This is a genomic window from Paracidovorax valerianellae, assembly GCF_900102625.1.
Classification (GTDB): Bacteria; Pseudomonadota; Gammaproteobacteria; order Burkholderiales; family Burkholderiaceae_C; genus Paracidovorax; species Paracidovorax valerianellae.
This window is the reverse complement of record NZ_FMZC01000001.1, coordinates 396,751-414,070: the sequence shown is the minus strand read 5'-3', so window position 1 is coordinate 414,070 and position 17,320 is coordinate 396,751. Positions and strand designations below refer to the sequence as shown.

Annotated in this window: 14 protein-coding genes, 1 pseudogene and 1 other annotated feature; of the genes and pseudogenes, 5 read left to right on the top strand and 10 right to left on the bottom strand. The window is 58.5% G+C overall.

All coding sequences use genetic code 11. From position 1 onward, the window contains the following. The 3 genes from BLT03_RS23695 (at window position 1) to BLT03_RS23690 (ending at window position 2,078) form a co-directional block, all read left to right on the top strand. Window positions 1-489 carry a hypothetical protein gene (locus tag BLT03_RS23695; protein ID WP_139160284.1) on the top strand — a complete coding sequence of 163 codons (489 nt, stop codon included), beginning with the start codon at window positions 1-3 and terminating at the stop codon, window positions 487-489. Between the two features lie 451 nt (window positions 490-940). After that, on the top strand, window positions 941-1,234 hold the full coding sequence (locus BLT03_RS25135; RefSeq protein WP_434802324.1) for a DUF6980 family protein: 294 nt from the start codon (window positions 941-943) through the stop codon (window positions 1,232-1,234). 376 nt (window positions 1,235-1,610) lie between these two features. Continuing rightward, window positions 1,611-2,078 carry a hypothetical protein gene (locus BLT03_RS23690; protein ID WP_139160282.1) on the top strand — a complete coding sequence of 156 codons (468 nt, stop codon included), beginning with the start codon at window positions 1,611-1,613 and terminating at the stop codon, window positions 2,076-2,078. Window positions 2,079-2,373: 295 nt separating this feature from the next. Here BLT03_RS23690 and BLT03_RS01835 read toward each other — a convergent pair whose 3' ends face one another. Genes BLT03_RS01835 through BLT03_RS01825 form a run of 3 tightly spaced genes read right to left on the bottom strand, consistent with a single transcriptional unit; the run spans window position 2,374 to window position 4,748 of the window. Further along, window positions 2,374-3,177 carry an amino acid ABC transporter permease gene (locus BLT03_RS01835; protein WP_092739697.1) on the bottom strand — a complete coding sequence of 268 codons (804 nt, stop codon included), beginning with the start codon at window positions 3,175-3,177 and terminating at the stop codon, window positions 2,374-2,376. Further along, window positions 3,174-3,836: an amino acid ABC transporter permease gene (locus BLT03_RS01830; protein ID WP_092739695.1), complete on the bottom strand. Its 663-nt coding sequence runs from the start codon at window positions 3,834-3,836 to the stop codon at window positions 3,174-3,176. The genes BLT03_RS01835 and BLT03_RS01830 overlap by 4 nt, the downstream gene beginning before the upstream one ends. A 9-nt stretch (window positions 3,837-3,845) precedes the next feature. Continuing rightward, window positions 3,846-4,748 carry a glutamate ABC transporter substrate-binding protein gene (locus BLT03_RS01825; protein ID WP_092740080.1) on the bottom strand — a complete coding sequence of 301 codons (903 nt, stop codon included), beginning with the start codon at window positions 4,746-4,748 and terminating at the stop codon, window positions 3,846-3,848. 782 nt (window positions 4,749-5,530) lie between these two features. On the opposite strand from BLT03_RS01825, the pseudogene BLT03_RS01820 reads away from it, so the two are divergent. Further along, a pseudogene (locus BLT03_RS01820) lies at window positions 5,531-5,975 on the top strand (transposase); the annotation flags it as partial. Beyond that, window positions 5,808-5,924 (top strand) — a sequence feature (AL1L pseudoknot). It overlaps the preceding pseudogene by 117 nt. Before the next feature lie 149 nt (window positions 5,976-6,124). On the opposite strand, the gene BLT03_RS01815 reads toward BLT03_RS01820, so the two are convergent. From BLT03_RS01815 to BLT03_RS01795, 5 genes are all read right to left on the bottom strand, one after another. Further along, window positions 6,125-9,205 (bottom strand): AAA family ATPase, encoded by a 3,081-nt coding sequence (locus tag BLT03_RS01815; protein WP_092739693.1) that lies wholly within the window; start codon window positions 9,203-9,205, stop codon window positions 6,125-6,127. After that, window positions 9,202-10,752 carry a hypothetical protein gene (locus BLT03_RS01810; protein ID WP_217640121.1) on the bottom strand — a complete coding sequence of 517 codons (1,551 nt, stop codon included), beginning with the start codon at window positions 10,750-10,752 and terminating at the stop codon, window positions 9,202-9,204. The genes BLT03_RS01815 and BLT03_RS01810 overlap by 4 nt, the downstream gene beginning before the upstream one ends. A 486-nt stretch (window positions 10,753-11,238) precedes the next feature. Beyond that, on the bottom strand, window positions 11,239-12,486 hold the full coding sequence (locus BLT03_RS01805; RefSeq protein ID WP_092739691.1) for a restriction endonuclease: 1,248 nt from the start codon (window positions 12,484-12,486) through the stop codon (window positions 11,239-11,241). Window positions 12,487-12,925: 439 nt separating this feature from the next. Then, entirely contained in the window at window positions 12,926-13,135 is a 210-nt protein-coding gene (locus BLT03_RS01800) for a hypothetical protein (RefSeq protein WP_092740076.1), read from the bottom strand. 32 nt (window positions 13,136-13,167) lie between these two features. After that, window positions 13,168-13,623 (bottom strand): hypothetical protein, encoded by a 456-nt coding sequence (locus tag BLT03_RS01795; protein ID WP_245711192.1) that lies wholly within the window; start codon window positions 13,621-13,623, stop codon window positions 13,168-13,170. Window positions 13,624-13,911: 288 nt separating this feature from the next. On the opposite strand from BLT03_RS01795, the gene BLT03_RS01790 reads away from it, so the two are divergent. Continuing rightward, window positions 13,912-14,598 (top strand): Crp/Fnr family transcriptional regulator, encoded by a 687-nt coding sequence (locus tag BLT03_RS01790; protein ID WP_092739689.1) that lies wholly within the window; start codon window positions 13,912-13,914, stop codon window positions 14,596-14,598. Between the two features lie 97 nt (window positions 14,599-14,695). Here the strand turns inward: BLT03_RS01790 and BLT03_RS01785 are convergent, their stop codons facing one another. Together BLT03_RS01785 and BLT03_RS01780 are read right to left on the bottom strand one after the other, a co-directional pair. Further along, entirely contained in the window at window positions 14,696-16,441 is a 1,746-nt protein-coding gene (locus tag BLT03_RS01785; protein ID WP_092739687.1) for an AMP-binding protein, read from the bottom strand. A 37-nt stretch (window positions 16,442-16,478) separates the two neighbouring features. Further along, on the bottom strand, window positions 16,479-17,249 hold the full coding sequence (locus BLT03_RS01780; protein ID WP_245711191.1) for a nitroreductase: 771 nt from the start codon (window positions 17,247-17,249) through the stop codon (window positions 16,479-16,481). Window positions 17,250-17,320: the final 71 nt, after the last annotated feature.

The window sequence follows — 17,320 nt, the reverse complement described above, 5'->3', positions numbered from 1 at the left end:
ATGCTATCTAATTCTGAAAGAATGCGCAAAAAGATATTCATCGCAAAATACCTTGAAATGCTTTCTAAACTGGTGATAAAGCCCGTTTTTGAGAAGGATATAGGAAACATCGATGATGCAAAGAAGATCCGTGCCCAAAGTCAAATATTCGAAGGTATATATTCGCAAAAAATTGAATTGAATTTTTCAATGCATGAAGCTGAAAGAATTAGGAGGATATTTGGTTATCTAAGCACAGTAAATGTTTCAAGTGTTTATTTGTGGTTGGAAAACTCTATTGACTGCGGTCTCTTGAAAATAGATTCATTAGCAGATATCAATGTTGAATATTTATTGGGTTCTGCTGACTGGGGAATTATGGGGCTTTTGTCGGAGGATATGAAAGACTATTTGTTGTTGGAGATCAATGAGTATGACGATGGATTGAAGGTTGGATTGGATGCCAAGGGCGCCAATTGGGCTGCAGTTGATTTCTCGTTAATCCAGTGAATGCATGCCCGCCCTTCGCCGGCCGGATAAAAAATGCACGTAATTCAATGAAGATTTTGGAAAACTAACTGGAAAATTTTCGCGATGTTTTCTGTGGATCTAACGCGCATTTGATATTAATTCAATATTTCCAAGAATGCCGTGGTGGTGTTTTGATTTGCGATTTATTTGATTGACGAATAAACTGGCCTACAAAATTTCCAACAGTAACGGTTGCATTTTTTCGATCCCGATGAGAAAGAGTTTTGACTGGCTTATCAATCGAAATGAAATAGTTTGTGCAAGTTGATAGGCGAGTTGATGTTCGCCATTCAGGGGATGGGTCGTCGACACGGCAGGAATATCAACAGATTGTTGACTCAATATGGAGGCCATTTGGGTTCAATGAACCCTATGAGTGGTGAAGTGCACAAGCCTGCCGTTGCAGGGCGACTTCTTAAGGGCTTATAAAATGATAGAGAGTTTCCATCACTGTTGTGAGAGCATAAGAAGTCATGTACTTTCGGGTGATTTGAATTTGGAGTTTTTCCGGAAATTTAGGGAGTATGGAATTTTATATAGGAATGAAGGAAGTTATCAGTTAATTACCTTTTGCCCGTGGTGTGGAAAAAAATTACCGAGTTCTTTGCGAGATATTTGGTTTGAAACTATTGAGCAGATGGGGTTGGAGCCAGAAGATGATATTCCAAAGGAAATGCAGTCTGAAGTTTGGTGGCTAAATGATAACTATAAACCTCCAAGATAAAGGGGCTATGGTTACGCGCAGAGCGGCCAAGGTGCGACGTACTACAGCGAAGTCGTGAAGTTCGGTCTGAGGTATTCGGGGCAGGTTTTGGATTGAGAGACGGGACTGGTACAACCTGAATCGCTATCACGAATGGGAAGGTTGGCCGTAATAGGTCGAACCAATCGGGCTGGACGGTGGGTGGAATTGTTTGTATGTGGATGGTGATCCATTGCTTGATATCGATCGAGACGGTCTGCAACGTCGATCAGGCGGTGCCCCGGTCATTCCCATGTTCCCCAGATTTGGGCCTACTCTTCCACCACCTAATCCACAGGTAGGAACAACGCGGCACCTCTTGAAGTGCGGCTTAGATCAAATTTGTCTGGCTAAATGAATGGTCGCCCTTTCTCGGGGCGCGCTTTCCTGGAGCAGTAATCAAATGAAAGATTTTGGCAGGGGTATTATCGATGCTCTGGAAAGCGTTGCCAATTTAGAATGGTTTCGGTATCCCGTATTGAAGCCTGAGCAGATCGGATTTGTGCTGCCAGTTGCTGTTTGGAGATTTGATAAAAATACCGTAGACGATCACCTGGAAAAGCGTCTTATTTCTTGCTTGGCTTCAGTGTTGAATAGCTACAAGGGTGATTTTCCATGGTCTCTGAGCAAGGTTGGTAGAAATTGGATTTTACAGCCTTTGTTAATTAAGAAATTGCAAGATGGTGGCGCATTTAAAAATGAGGAGGAAATTAGAAATCATGTTTTAAATTTCCATTCAAATCTAATGGTGCAGGCGTTTTATGACTATAAGGCGATTGCTGGGCGCATGGAGATTCAATTAAAAGCCCTCTCAAATAATAAATAAACTGGGCTACAAAATTTCGAAAAGCGATAGTTGCATTTTGTTTTTCGATCCTGATGAGGAAGAGTTCGGCCTGGCCTATCAATCGAAGAGGAAATAGTTTGTGCTGAGTTGATCGGCGAGTTGATGTTCGCCATTCAGGAGATGGATCGTCGCCAAGGAAGGAATATGAGCAGGTCGTCGACTCCATGATGGAGAGCGCGTCATCGGTTGCTATGGCCAGAGTGAAAATCCCATAAGACCGCTGCCCTTTTCCCCCGCAGAGCTTCTCGTCACCGAGCCGAGTTGCTGACGACCGTCAATACACCGGCCGCCCCAGCCATTTACTCGCCCTGGATATCGCGTAGTTCACCAGGCAGTAAAGCGCTGCAACCACCAGATAGACAGGCACCAACGAGTGGTAGTTGGCGATGAGCACCTTGGCGTTCTGCATGAGTTCGCCGTACGTGACGACGTAGCCGAAGGTGGTGTCCTTGACCACGATGACCAGTTGCGCGACCAGTGCCGGGACGATGTAGCGAAGCGCCTGGGGAAAGACGACGATCGAGAAAACCTGGGCTTCGGTCAGCCCCAGGCTTCGTGCGGCATCGGTCTGGCCGCGGGGCACGGCGAGCACGCCTGCGCGGTACACCTCGGCCACGACTGCGGCGGTGCTGAGGCCCACAGGCAAGGTCAGCATCCAGTAGGTGCTCAGCTTGATTCCGATCGACGGAAGCGCCAGAAAGCACACGTAGATGAGCAGCAGCGTCGGCGTGCCACGCAGGAACTCGATGACTGCAGTGCTCGGCCAGCGCACGAGTCGCGACCGCGCCCGGCGCCCGACCATCAGCACCAGCCCCAGGGTCAGCGCGATGACGGCGGCCATGGCCGCCGAGGCCATGGTGCCGAGCAGGCCTTTGGCCAGGAAGGCCCAGGTCGTGGGCCACGCGAAGAATTTCCAGAATCGGGCGTCGAGCTGCCCGGTGTCGTGGAACCGGAACACCACGGCCGCCGCCAGCAGAAGCAGCAAGGCCGCAGCGGCCCCGCTCAGCCACCGTGCGATGGCCCGAGCCTGAGGGCTCGGCGCACCGAACAGAATGTCTTCCAGAGGGCGGCTGCTCATCGCAGAATCCGTACCTTTTTGTCCAGGGCAGCGCCAGCCCAGGCGATGAGCAGGCCGGTCGCCACGTACATCGCGGCCGCCACCGCGAAGGCGGCCATGCCGATGGCGGAGTCATTGGCGATCTTGGACACGAGCGTGGTGAGCTCCCGGCCCGGAAACGGCACCTGCGAGGCCAGCGAGGTGGACAGCATCAGCGCAATGAGCAGCGAGGTCATCGGCTGCACCACCGCACGCAGCGCCTGCGGCAATATCACCGATGAGATGACCCCCATCGGGCGCATGCCCAGGCTGAGTGCTGCCTCGATCTGGCCGCTGGCGATCGTGTTGATGCCCGAGCGCAGGTAGTCCGCCGTGAACGCGGAGCAGACCAGCGTCAACGTCAGGATCACGCTGGGCTCATAGTCGATCAGCACGTTGAGGTCGGGCAGCGCGAACACGATGAAGATCAGCAGCGCGACGCTGGGAATGTTGCGGAAGATCTCGACGTACACCGTCAGCACGAAGCGCAGCGGCGGCAGCGGAAAAAGGCGAAGCACCGTCACGGCCATGCCCAGCAGGAAGCCGGGCACGAATGACAAGACCGTGAGCTTCCACGTCAGCAAAAGGGCCTGCCCGAAAGCAGGCCCATGGTCGGCGAGGAGCCTGGAAACATCACCCATCGTTGTTGCTCAGGGCAGGGCAGGCGGGGTGGGCACGGCGGTGCTGCCGGTGCGCTGTCCGATGGAAATGGTCCACAGCTTGGCCCAGGTGCCGTCGGCTTCCACCTTCTTGAGGAAGGCATTGATGAAGGCCACGCCGTCCGAGTCCTTCGGCAGCCCGATGCCGTAGGGGTCTTGCGCACCGAAGGGCGCGCCGGCCAGCTTCGCATCGCCCGTTCCCAGGCTCAAGGCGTTGAGCAGCAGCGTGTGGTCGGTCACGTAGGCATCCACGCGGCCCTGGCGCAGTGCGTCCAGGGCTTCCTGGTGCGTCTGGAACTCTTGCACGGCGGCCTTGGGCGCGTGCTGCGCCAGGATGGCCGGGCCGGTGGAGCCGGCCTGGGTAGCGACCTTCTTGCCGCCCAGATCGTTGTACGACCCGATCGCCTTGTTGTTCGCCTTGACCAGCACACCCGCCTGCGAGGTGTAGTAGGGGCCTGCGAAAGAGATCTTCTCGGCCCGTGCGGGCGTGATGGAGTAGGTGGCGAACACCAGGTCCACCTGGCCGTTGATGAGCACCTGCTCGCGCGTGGCCGAAGTCACCTGCGTGAACTGGACCTTGGCCGCGTCGCCCAGGATGTAGCGCGTGATGAGCTGGGCCAGGCCGGCGTCGAAGCCGCGGAGCTTGCCGTCTTTTTCGTTGAGCAGCGAGAACAGGTTCGACGTTTGCGTGCCGCCCAGGCGCAGGGTGCCGGCCTGCTTGATCTTGGTGGCCCAGGTGCTCGATGCAATGGTCTCCGCGCTGGCAACGGGGCCCTGCGCCACCAGCGCGTCGAACGCTGCGGTATCCAGGGGCGTGCCCTGGGCAAAAAGCGATCCGCCGGTGGTGATCGCCAGTGCCGCGACGGTGGATTTCAGAAGGGATTTGATCGACATGCTTTCCTCTTGAATGGTGTGTTGCGTGAAATCAATGTATCGCACTTGGCGGCAGATGGTGGCACGCGCGGCACTTGCCAATGGTCAGCGTGGGCCGACTCGCCGTCGCCATTTTCAGTTGCACTTCCCGGTGACGGGTGTGCTACTTAATTAATAGCATTGTGCCGGGATATTGATTGCGCTGAAGGCCAATTTGACCACCAGTCCCAAGTGGACTGCACCGGTACGCCGCCAGGACGTATCTCGTTGATGCCACGGCTCATGCGGCTGTGGCGGTGGTAGCGACGCAGTCTTCCGACCGATCGGCGCGACGGTCAAGGGATGGTCGATGCCCAACGAACGGTGCGACACCTGCAGTGCTCATTCTCGAAACGCTGAATCTGTTTTGCTCACGTTCAGCGGGACAAAGCACTAACCCAGGCCACAAGCGTTTGTGCTTGTGCTGGAGAGCCCATCGCGATCGCTCCATTGGTAGCGCTGCGGTTCGTTAACAACTAGTTGAAATTGCGTGCCGATTTAACCGGAAATCGCCACGTTGCGTAACTGCTTTGCAGCGGTTGCTGCACTTCACGACAAAGCGACAAGTGACCGCTTGACTGCGGAAAGCCGTCGTCGATTTCAACGCTTGCAAAGGGGCAAAAAAACCCGGGTTTGCAAGCAAGGGTGCCGAACCAGGACTTTGTCCTGCCCGGGTCTGCTAGTTCTAAAACAAGCACACCAGCATGTGCGCGCTGAACCGCCCCGGGATTTGAGGGGGCTCAACACTCTGAGAGGATTGAGCCATGAGCAAGTCGAACAAGTTCTCACCCGAGGTGCGTGAGCGAGCGGTGAGATGGTGCAAGAGCACCGCGGGAAGTACCCGTTGTTGTGGGCCGCCATCGAGTCCATCGCACCCAAGATTGGTTGTGTGCCGCAGACCTTGAACGAATGGGGCAAACGTGCCGAAGTGGATGCAGGCGCGCGAGAAGGTGTCACAACAGCCGAAGCCCAAAAGGTCAGTGAACTGGAGCGCGAGAACAAGGAGCTGCGTCGGGCCAACGAGATACTGAAGCTGGCCAGCGCGTTTTTCGCCCAGACGGAGCTCGACCGTCGTTTGAAGTCCTGAGGGATTTCGTCGACAGGCATCGTGGCACCCTCGGGGTCGAGCCGATCTGCAAGGTGTTGCAGATCGCCCCGTCGGGGTATCGAAGACACGCAGCGCTGATGCGCGAGCCCGGCAGGCGCTGCCACCTCTGGCTTGGGAAAGGCACGCGCGCGGTTCGTGCCAATTCACCGTCATGGAGCTCCGAGTGCCCCCTGTCGAACCTCATATTAGGCAGGACGCGGCGGCACGGAGAGTAGTCGCCGTAAGTTATAGCGTCGAATGCCGCGTATGCTTAAGAACTCCGTGACAGGCGCAGTTCCTTGAACTCATTGCCAAGGAAGCGAAACTTGTGACGGAAAAGCCCTGCAAGTTTGGTATCTGCCGTGGCGAAAAATATCTGCCGTGATCCGCTGATCGCAAGCTGGCGAAGATGGTCGAGGAAAGACAGCATGTTGATGTCATCGATGTGCGCTACGGGGTCGTCGAAAAGCAGTACTGGGGGACCTGACCGGAGACGACCATTCATCGCCAGGAACAGCGACAAAGCGAACGCTGCGCGCTGCCCTGTGCTCATCTGTTCGAGTTGGACCTCTACTCCAGTACTTCTGCGAATGATGGCGAGCTTTCCCCCGGATATCTGAATTTCAAACTCGTTGGGCATGTGAATGCTCGCAAAGGTGCGAGCAATCTCCGCGGCGTTCTCGGTCAAGATCTGACTCTCCAACTCGCCTCCTGAGCGCTGCTGCGCCAGCGTGTCGAGCACTCCTTCCGCGTAGGCGGCGCTCGTGATCTTCGTCGTGCTGGATTCAATCTTCCGCGCGAGATCTTCAACGACTTTGGTTTCGTCGTTGAATGCCTTGTCATTGGAGTCTTCTTGAGCAACAGCCGTGGCGACCTGGGCAAGAAGTTGTTGAATAGCTGCGAGTTTCAATGCAACTTCTTCAGCGCTTGCCTCCCCGCTGACATTGAGGAGCGACGCGAGGATCTGCCGAGCTCCTAAAGCAGCTTCCGTATCGGAGATCATTTCTTTGACCGATCTGGTGAGCTGGTTCGTGTCCCCCAGTGCTTCTATGGACAAGCGCTTGGCCATTGCATCGCATTCTTGTCTGACCACGTCCGAGTCATGTAGCGCCGTCTTCTCAGCATCTTGCAGTTTCTCCAACGTCTCAATATGACTTGAATGGAGGCTCTGCAGTTCCTCAGTCGGCAACAGTTCCGTGATGCCTGCAGCCAGTAGCTTGCTAGAAAGGTCTTGGGATGACAGTCCATCGGACTGCAGTTGCTGAAGCTGCAATTGAGTTGTTTCCAACTCTTGTCGATCACGATCAAGCGCAGATCGTTCTAGGGAGATCTGTTCGAGAGCCTGAGCGACCGTGATTGTTTCTGCGCGATCCGCAGTAAATTCACGCAAGGGATTGAGCAGGGCCAGAATAGCCCGGGCACCCACTGTCGATTCGCTGGCCGACGACATGTCCGCCTGCAGCTGGCTGGCATGCTCCGATGTGCTGACTTCGACATCGGTCATCATTCGAGCCAGCAGTTGTCCTTCCTCGAACTTTGTCCTGCACAAAGGGCAATGGTCGGGATCGGCCGATCGTTGCAGTATGTCTTGGGCAGTGCCAACAAGGCGCTGTCTCAGAACGGTCATCGTGCTCTGTGTCTTCTCCAGAGCTTGAAGCGAGATTTTTGCTGCATCGTGCCGCTGCTGATGCTCTCTGATCTCCGCATCGGTCAAGTCAATGGCGTGGGCGACGGGGATTTCCAGATATTCTTGGATCGCGCTTGTATCCCCGATATTGGCGACTGTGCTTAGCCTTGCAGTCTGCGTGCGGACCTGATCCCTCGTCTCCGATACCTTTTTGACAAGTTTTGGGAAGTCGGCGCGGGCATAAGGAAGAAGGATCTCTATGGCGGCGCTGAGTCCTGCTGCTGCCTCCGCAGCGCGCCTTGCGTTGGCCTGTGCCAATCGCGCGGCTTTCGCACGCTGATCCAAAGCGTCCGCTTTGGTCGCCTCATCGTTGAGGTCTGTTATGAGTCGAAGCACGGATTCTGGTTCGGCATGGAGCACACTTGCCGACGAGTGACGGACCAGAGCGATGGCGGAATTGGCCTCCTGCAGATCCTCGCGCAACGCATCAAGCTGGCCCTTCTTATCGGGAGGTTGACTCCATCCCAGCCCCTTCAGTGCGGTGAGAAGCTCGAGGAACAAGCTGTCGGATAGCTTGGGGGCCGTTTTTATGGCGTCCAGTCGGTTTTGGGCGGCCAGCTTCAAATGCTCATTGTTTTCCTTGTCGCGTCTTTGATCCTTCAATTCGTCCTGCAATTGCTTGAGGACGCGACGCAGCCTATCCGCCAGATTCTCTGCCGTCGCTCCCAACACCAAACGGGTGACGTCCGTTCCGATCTGGGTTGAACTGTTCGACACGCTGAGATTTACCGCCGCATCGGTGTCAAGAAAGTTGAACTTGCCGAAACTGTCCTGGATAGTGACCGTCTTTAGCTCTGTCTTGGCATACCAATTGGAATGGCGCGCTCGAAGTCTTGTGGCATCCGTGGTCGAAGACAACTTGTGCTCGACGCCGACGAGATTCGCAGTGATGGATGTATTTCCAAGCAATGTGGACGATCGGCGATTTCTTCCGCAGTAGGCGAACTCAATGGCTTCCAGGAGCGAGGTCTTCCCAACTCCGTTGCTTCCGACGATCAAGTTCACTTGACCTAGCGGGTGCTCCTTTTCTTCAGGATGGGTGCGGAAGCCCTTGATCGTCAGGTGGCTGATGAATTGGCTCGCAGCGGCCTGTTCCGCCTCGAGTAATGCGACGGTGGAAACCAGACGCGATGCTCCGTCCTTGGTTCCTGCAACGATTCGCCGAACTGCGTCCGGGACGGAGATGTCACTGTCCAGAATGAAAGAAAGGCCGTGCTCTTCAAGGGTGTTAGACCATGTCGTCGCGAGGTCGATCGGCAGGGCGGTCGGAGTTTCGGACGCTCGCGCGTTGGTCAGCAACCGAACGACCTCATCCTCTCGGATGACCTGCTTTCTCGCGTACTCCCTGTCAGCCTCTACCTTGGCCTTGAGCCGACCGAATTCTCCCCGTTGGGCTTCTTCATCACTCGTGACGAAGTACAGATAGTGGTTCCATCGCAGATCGGTAGCGACTTCGGTTGAGAAGTACATTGGCGAAAGCACTTCTTCCTGGTAGCTTTTGAGCGATTCAGCTGTTGTTGCGAGCCGGTCGTTTAGGTCGAAATAGCGAATCGCATAGCCGCGGGTGCCGAAGCGGTCGACGCCTCGGAAAACACCTGGCCCAACGCCTTCAAGATCTGGGTAGCGGCTCTTGAGCAGCGCTTCAACGCGTTGCGCATCGATCATGATCTGTCCTCTGAGAAGTCCACCGGCGATGCGCTGGCCGGGGTGTCAATGAGATTCGTACCTTCCGGACCGCGTGCGCCGAAGCGGTTGTCGCGTCGGAACACGACGCAGAGCCTGTCTTGGGAGCGCACGACAGCGTCGCTTAGCTCCTCGGCGTTTTTCCCGGCTTCGCAGGCCTTGGCCACCGCGTGGGTAGCCATGGCCGTCCTGAGCTTTTGGTGCGTACTCTCTATTGCCGAATCGTTTGCCTGGTCCGAGAGGTAGACAAGGGCTGCAGGTCCGCGCTCTCCAGTGTCTGGTTCGACGTTGTGGTGCGGGGAGTTGCGCTTCCATGAAAGTTTGAAGCCGTTAGCCAGGTCTTGTACTGGAGGCGGCCAAGGTACTTCGCTTTGTGCGAGTCCGATTGCATCGTGTGCACGCTGCAGTCTTTGCAAGCGGTAAGACGATCCTGGTCGATTAAGGTCAGGGTCTTGATGAACCGTCACCCTGCGTATTGATTCTTCATCCTTGTCCAGATGGACCGCATCCAGCTCTTTAATTGCATACCAGGATCCTGGATTTCCGCGGGGTCCCATGAGGATCTCGATCGCGCGCTCCACTGCGAGCGGACTAGCTTGGGAGGCAACGTGCAGGTGAGCAGAAATTGCGTTGTATCCAGCCAGAGCATCAGAAAAACCGTCGTTGGCAACCGCACCGGCGTCCCAACTATTGCTTGCCGAATTCCAGGACCATCGCTCTTCGACTGCAATAAAATTCTTGGGTGCAAGCGCTTGTTCGCCAGGAAAAAGAAGTTTTTGCTTTTGTAGTTGAATCACCTGGCCTTCGTAGTTCAGGAAAAATGAGTGCCAGCGCTGGGCTAGCAAGCAGTAATAGAGACCGCCGTGGTGCAGCGCATCGACCAGGCCATCGTCGGCGCTGAATTTTGCTGGCGGCGCATACCAGGCTGAGCCTGCGACGTTGTTCCAATCCAGATCTTTGCCTGCGCCCTTGACCTCATGGATGCTCTTGGCCCAATTCAGGCACAGGAGTTCAACGTGGCTGTTTGTTCCTACTGAGCAGAGCCTTGTACGGTAGGCTGCATAGTCGGTGTGGGCCGGCTTTGGATTCAGTTGGATATGAATGAGAAGGCAGTTGGTATGAATCGTGTCGATGTGCGCGGCGAAGTCAAAGGCATCGGAGCAAATGATCGAGGCCAGACTGATGGAGTTGATGCCACGATTGAAGGCGTAAACCGTACTGCCAAGGCAAAGCGAGGTCTGCTCTATATCCCTGTAGTCCCGGCACGCTACTGTTTTCAGTTGTGCAAGCAGACACAGGAATGGCTGTCCATCTTCGTTCTGGGCCCAGAAGACATAGAGAAGCGGGTCGATGTAACGACGTTGTGCAGCTTGCCGAGGATCGAGGGGTTCGTGGTGAAACACGCATTCACCGGCCGCGTTGTACCGTCGAGCCAAATCCTGAAAATCAGCTGGGGAGATACTTTCGCAGCCCAGTACCCAGATAGCTCCGTGCGGCGGCCGATATTTCCCCGCGACGATTTCTTCCACGACGGTCCAAGGGACGCAGTATTCGGGTGCTACTGCGAGGTCAGAATGGCTTTGTGCTGCCGAGGAAAGGAATCCGGTGCATAGGGCGTGACCTAGCGCGGCGTCTGCGTGTCCGACCCGCACGTCATTGGCTTCAACCCTGCCTGTTGGCTGAAGCAAGATTGCCCTGTAGGGCTCTCGTGCTGGATTGAGGGCTTGCAAGCTCATAAGCGTCAGCGGACGGGGCTGCTGCCTCCTCAACACATCTTCGACGTCTACGATATTTATCGCCACCATTCCTCCTCATCTAGAGCGGACGAAACACGAAAGAGTTCGTTCTGTTCAAGAAACTCATGTGTTTCGAGCTATTCGTTTCGGGTTCAGTGTAACCACGCGTAGCGATGGGCGCGGCAACGAGATAGCAGGCCATTCTAGGGTTCGCCAACGAGGCGGGTGATCGAAAGCCGCGGCAGGTCGGCAAGATTCCTCCGACTGTGCTTACGCCCTCTACGGCGCCCCGTTTTCATAACGCGCAGCGACAAGCGACAAAGAGGGCTTGCCGTTGGCGACGTCTACTTTGACGCGAATCATTCGATCCGCAGTCAATGACTTTTGAGCAACGGCCTCGCCCACTCCTACCCAGCGCGCGCATGCCACTGTGAGCAAGGAGTTGTTTTGAAAAACGTCCGCAGCCTCGGCAGCCGTCGGCTGCTTGATGGCCCCATCGCGAAAAGAAATCTCGCTGTCGCCCGGCCGTCGATGTGCGACCAATCGCTGCTCGGAGACGAAGCTCTCCACCATGACGGCGAAGTCTAGATTCGCACCGCGGTCGAAGTGCATTGGTGTTTGGTCCACGTGCGCGCGGAATCTCATACCGATCTTTTGGACTCGCGCGGCAATCTTGGCCAGCCTTAGCTGATGAAATTCGGTGCCAGTGAAATCGATCTCACACGGAGTGATCAACTCCACGGTGCTTTTGACGCCACCGTCGAAAACTCCAAATGATTTTCCGACCATGTTCATCAGCATCCCGTGAGCATCGCCGAGTATGTCTACCAAGTTCGGGCCACGCTCCCCCGTCTTCACGGAGAACAGATCGAAATCTGGATGCCCGGGGCCCTTGACGCTCATGTCTATCGCCAGCAAGGCATCCGTAGGCGGCGGCCCATCGACCAACATGATCGCTGATGCCTCAAGTCGCATGTCCTTAAACTCGCCCGCGTTGACATGCAAGGTCAAGGAAACATGCCGTCCTGGCAGGCCCCATTCCTCGGGAGTCAAATCACGGACCAAAAACAGTTCGATCCCCTTCGCCTTCGCATATGCGACGGCTCCGGCTTCAAAGCCTCGCGTCGTGAACATCGCACCGTTCGAAGCCCCCAGCGCCTCGATCGTCGAGGCGAGAATATCGATGCGGCTGCGGCTGACCGGACTTTTCCAACGTTTGCATTCGATGATCGTGACGAACTTGTGGAAGCGAGTCTTCCTTGTGATTTTCACGTCGATCTGGCGCGTTGCACCATATCTGTCCGTCTCCGTGACATCCCGTTCGACGCTGGTTTCGCCGTCGCCTTCGTATAGTCCTTTCACGAAATTCTCGAACGCCGCCCAATCGTAGTATTTGTGCATGAACCCAGAGGCGCTCACGCCACTGATGTCGGACGCCGACGAGTCGACCTTTTGCGGGGCTATCCGGGCGGCGCCAGATTTCCCCGATTTCTTGCTTGAACTGCGCGGCGCGCCCTTGGATGCCATGGAAATCCTCGATATTTTCGGCGAAAGTTCATTATGAAGCGCCCTCGGCGCCAGACGGTCGGGTGGAAAGCGTCGGGAGTTCGAAGTCCGGATCCGGCAACGCGCGCGAGTCCTAGGGACGGAGCGCGTTGTAGACCGCTGGAGCGCTCGACAAAATCAACTCTTCGACGCGGTGCATCCGAACGGCGATGTCAAGCCATTTGGGCGCCGTGAAGCGGTGGGCGCCCGGCAGATCTCGGCGCAGACGAAAATCTGAGCGAGCGTCGATTGAGCGGCGCAGATCCGTCCGCCTTGCTGCGATGATGAGCAAAATGATGCGCCGACAGGTGGCTCGATTGCGGCGCACAGCAGACGTTCGGTGGGCTGCGCCGACTGACCGCAACCAGCCTGAAGCGGCCCATCCATCTCTCCACACATCACGCCGTAGCCTTGGCCACCCTCAATCCTTAAGGCTCACCCCAAGATTGCCCAACTTTTTCGCATACGAGTCCCTGCGTCTTGCTGCCTTAGCAGCTGCGTCGGAGGCGGCTTGGATGGCCTTGGGGCCCTTAGCCGCAGCAGCTTTGATCAATCCGAACTTGTGAGCGGCATCTGCCTCGGCCCGCTTGAAAGTGGCGATGAGTTCAGCATGGGCAACGGATGGATTCACAGGGACTCCCATATCAATCACCGTTGTGATCTTTAAATTTTGACGTCGGTGCGAAGCAAGGCGGTTCTCAATTCGCGGGTAGCAGGTTTTGAAACATCCACCTTTTGAACCGCGAGGTCGAATGGTGAGCCTGGCTTGATGCTGGTCGGCAGTATCTTTTTTGCTGGATTCTTGGCGGGGTAGGTGCCCTGACCGGGACACATGCGAACGGAAAACCCGAATTCTTCGAGGACACCTTTCGCATACAACTCCGCTAGTTGTTGAAACGTCACGAAGGTTGAACGTTTTACGTCTTTGAATCCTGGCCGACTGACGTCACGAACGACCTCGAATTTACCCAGCGAATCTCGCTGTGTATCGGTGAACGGATGCAGCAAGAAAGTCTGACGTACCCCATTTTTGGACACCAGAGTGTGCTCGACGGCTATATCGGTTAACAGCATATTTTTTTCTAGCGCTTCAAGCGGCGGTTTGCACAGCGGCATCATTCGCCATCCCACCCAAAGTCGCAGTTCGTGTTTTCAACCCACGCCACCGGGAGGCCGTGCCCCTTCAGAGGCGAAGTGCTACATACGGGCAAAAAACGCCCTGAGGGCGGGGACTTTAACTGAACGACCGCAAGCGGCAGGCCCCTATTGCACGGCGGCAGACCGCGTTGGGTCGAAAACTGCCGTGGTTCCCGCTGGCTGCACATCGGGCATACAAGCATCTCCCCCAATAGGCTCTCACCGCCACTTACCCCAGAATCCAAGCGAACCTCTTTCGCCCCGCCAACAATGGATTCACCCTCCCTGGACACCTTCCTTTCGCAATCCGCCTGGACCGCTGCGCTCACCGAAGAACAGTCCACCCGCATCCGCGCTGCGATCACCGTGCGCAGTTTCCCCGCTGGCAGCACGGTGTTCTCCCGCGGCCTGCCCACCGCGCACTGGGCGGGGGTGATGCAGGGCATGCTCAAGCTCGACAACATCACCGGCGAGGGGCGCATCAGCACGTTCGCGGGCGTGCCCTCCGGCGCGTGGTTCGGCGAGGGCTCGGTGCTGAAGGACGAGCCCCGGCCCTATGCGGTGACGGCGCTGACCGACAGCATGGTGGCGCTGCTGCCGCGCAGCGAGTTCCTGCGGCTGCTGCATGAGAGCCATCCGTTTGCGCTGTGGCTGATCGGGCAACTCAATGCGCGCCTGGCCCATTACGTGGCGCAGGTGCAGACGGACCGGCTGGGCGACACGACGGCGCAGGTGGCCTACAGCCTGTCGGGGCTGTTCAACGATGCGCTGTTTCCCAACACGGCCCGGCGTGTCACGCTGTCGCAGGAAGAGCTGGGGCGGCTGTCGGGCGTCTCTCGCCAGGTGGCGAATCGGGCCCTGCAGGAGCTGCAGGACCGGGGGGCGATTCGCCTGGGTTATGGGTCGATCGAGGTGACCGACCTGCAGGTGCTGCAGGCCGTGGCGCGAGAGGGTTAGCGCGGGGGCGCATCAGGGCCTGCCGGTGTCTTCAGGCCCGGGCCATCGGGCCTTTGCGTGTTTGGGCCCTTGAGCTTTTGAGCCCGTGGTCCTCGTTTCAGCCGGCCGGCAGTTGCGCCAGTTGCGTGATGGCCTCGCGGCTGCCGGCGATTTCGCGCAGGCGAAATTTCTGGATCTTGCCCGTGGCGGTGCGGGGCAGGGCGTCGAATACGACTTGGCGCGGGCACTTGAAGCGGGCGAGGTGGCTGCGGCAGAAGGCGATCAGCTCGTCGGCGCTGACGGTGCCCGCAGCCTCGGGTTTGAGTTCCACGAAGGCGCAGGGCACTTCGCCCCATTTCTCGTCGGGCTGGGCCACCACGGCGGCCAGCAGCACGGCGGGATGGCGGTGCAGCACGTCTTCCACCTCCACCGACGAGATGTTCTCGCCGCCCGAGATGATCACGTCCTTGGACCGGTCGGTGATCTGCACATAGCCGTCGGGGTGCTGAACGGCGATGTCGCCGGTGTGAAACCAGCCGCCGGCAAACGCCTTGGCGGTGGCTGCGGGGTTCTTGAGGTAGCCCTTCATCACGGTGTTGCCGCGCAGCATGATTTCGCCGGCGGTCACGCCGTCGGCCGGCACGGGCTGCAGCGTGTCGGGGTGGACCACGCGCAAGTCTTCCAACGCGGCGGCGCGCACGCCCTGGCGCGCCTGCAGCTGGGCGCGCGCGGCCTCGGGCAAGTCGGCCCAGCCGGGCTGGCGCACGCAGCTCACGGGCGTGCCCGAGACTTCGGTGATGCCGTACACATGGTCCACGTCGAAGCCCATGGCGGCGATGGCCTGCAGGATGGCCGCGGGCGGCGGCGAGCCGGCGGTGAGCACGCGCACCTTGCGCGGCAGCGCCATGCATTCGTGCGCGGGCGCATTCGCCAGCATGGCCAGCACCGTGGGCGCGGCGCAGAAATGGTCCACGCCGTGTTCGGCAATGGCCTCGAAGATCGCCTTGGCCGTGACCTTGCGAAGGCACACATGCGTGCCGGCCGCCGCCGTCACGGCCCAGGTGAAGCACCAGCCGTTGGCGTGGAACATGGGCAGCGTCCACAGGTACACGGGCCTGCGCGGCACGGCCCAGTCGGTCAACTGCAGCAGGCTCATGAGGTAGGTGCCGCGGTGGCTGGGCACCACGCCCTTGGGGTCGCCCGTGGTGCCCGAGGTGTAGTTGAGCGCGATGGGGTCCCATTCGTCTTGGGGCCACAGGCCTTCGAACGCCGGATCGCCCTCGGCCAGCAGGGTTTCGTAGTCCGTCGTGCCGAAGGTGGGTTGCGGCGGCACGCCGGCGTCGTGGATGGCCACCACCAGCGGCGGGTGAGCCAGGTCCGCCACCGCCTGTGCGGCCAGGGCGGCGAACTCGCTGTCCACCAGCAGCACGCGCGCCTCGCCGTGCTGCAGGATGAAGGCGATGCCTTGCGCATCGAGCCGGCAGTTGATGGCGTTGATGACCGCGCCGCACAGGGGAATGCCCAGATGCGCCTCCAGCATGGCGGGCGTGTTGGGCGCGAGGATCGCCACCGTGTCGCCCCGCTGCACGCCGCGCTGCGCCAGAGCGCTGGCGAGCCGGTAGGCCCGCTCGCGCGTCTGCGCCCAGGTCTGCACACTAGTCTGCGTGATGCCGGCATGCACCACCGCGATGCCGTCGGGGTGCGCCAGCGCGCTGCGGTCCAGAAAACCCAGCGGGGTGAGCGGCACGTGGTTGGCCGGCGTGCGGCCCAGGCCGTGCTGGTAAGGGCTGCGGGATGTGCCCGCATGGGTTGCGGCGGTGGCTGTGGTGGATGCGGTGGATGCAGTGGCTGCGGTGGCGGTCATGCGCTTTGTCTCCTGGTTTGTCCGGGCGTTTTTTTCTTCAGGCGTGGAAAGTGGTGAAGGACTCGACGCCTTCGCGCTCGGTCACCAGCGTGTTCTCGATGCGGTCCGGGTCGGCGTGGCCCAGGCTCATGCCGCACACGACCATCTCGGTGTCGGGTATGCCCAATTCGGCGTGGATGACGGGGTGGAATTTGGTGAACGCCACCTGCGGACAGGTGTCGAGCCCGCGCGCCCGGGCGGCCACCATCACGCTCTGCAGGAACATGCCGTAATCCATCAGGCTGCCGGCCTGCATCACGCGGTTGACGGTGAAGATCAGCCCCGCCGGCGCGTCGAAAAAGCGGTAGTTGCGGCCGTGCTGCGCGTGCATGCGCGCCTTGTCGCCTTTGGTGATGCCGAGCAGGCCATACAGGTCCCAGCCGACCTTGCGGCGCCGGTCCACGAAGGGCGACACCCATTCCAGCGGGTAGTAGTGATAGGGCTCGGTGAGCGCCGCCGAGGCCTCGCCGTCATCGTCCACGGCCGCGATGGCGTCGCTCAGCCGTGCCTTGGCGGCGCCGGTCAGCACGTGCACGCGCCAGGGCTGGGTGTTCATGCCGGAGGCGGCGTGGCGCGCCACATCGAGGATGGCATGCACCGTTTCGCGCGGCACCGGCGTGGGCAGAAAGGCGCGAATACTGCGCCGAGAGACGATGGCCCAGTCCACGGCCTGCTGCAGGTCCGGTGCGGCGAGGGATGGGGCGGCTCCGCGCCGGTCGGCGTGTTCCGGGTGTTCTGTGAGTGGCGGGTGTGCGGTGGAATGCGTCATGCCGGCATGCTAGGCAGCGGCGCCGTTCCTGACTGTCGATGCAAAGACATTTGCGGCCGGCCTGCGCATAC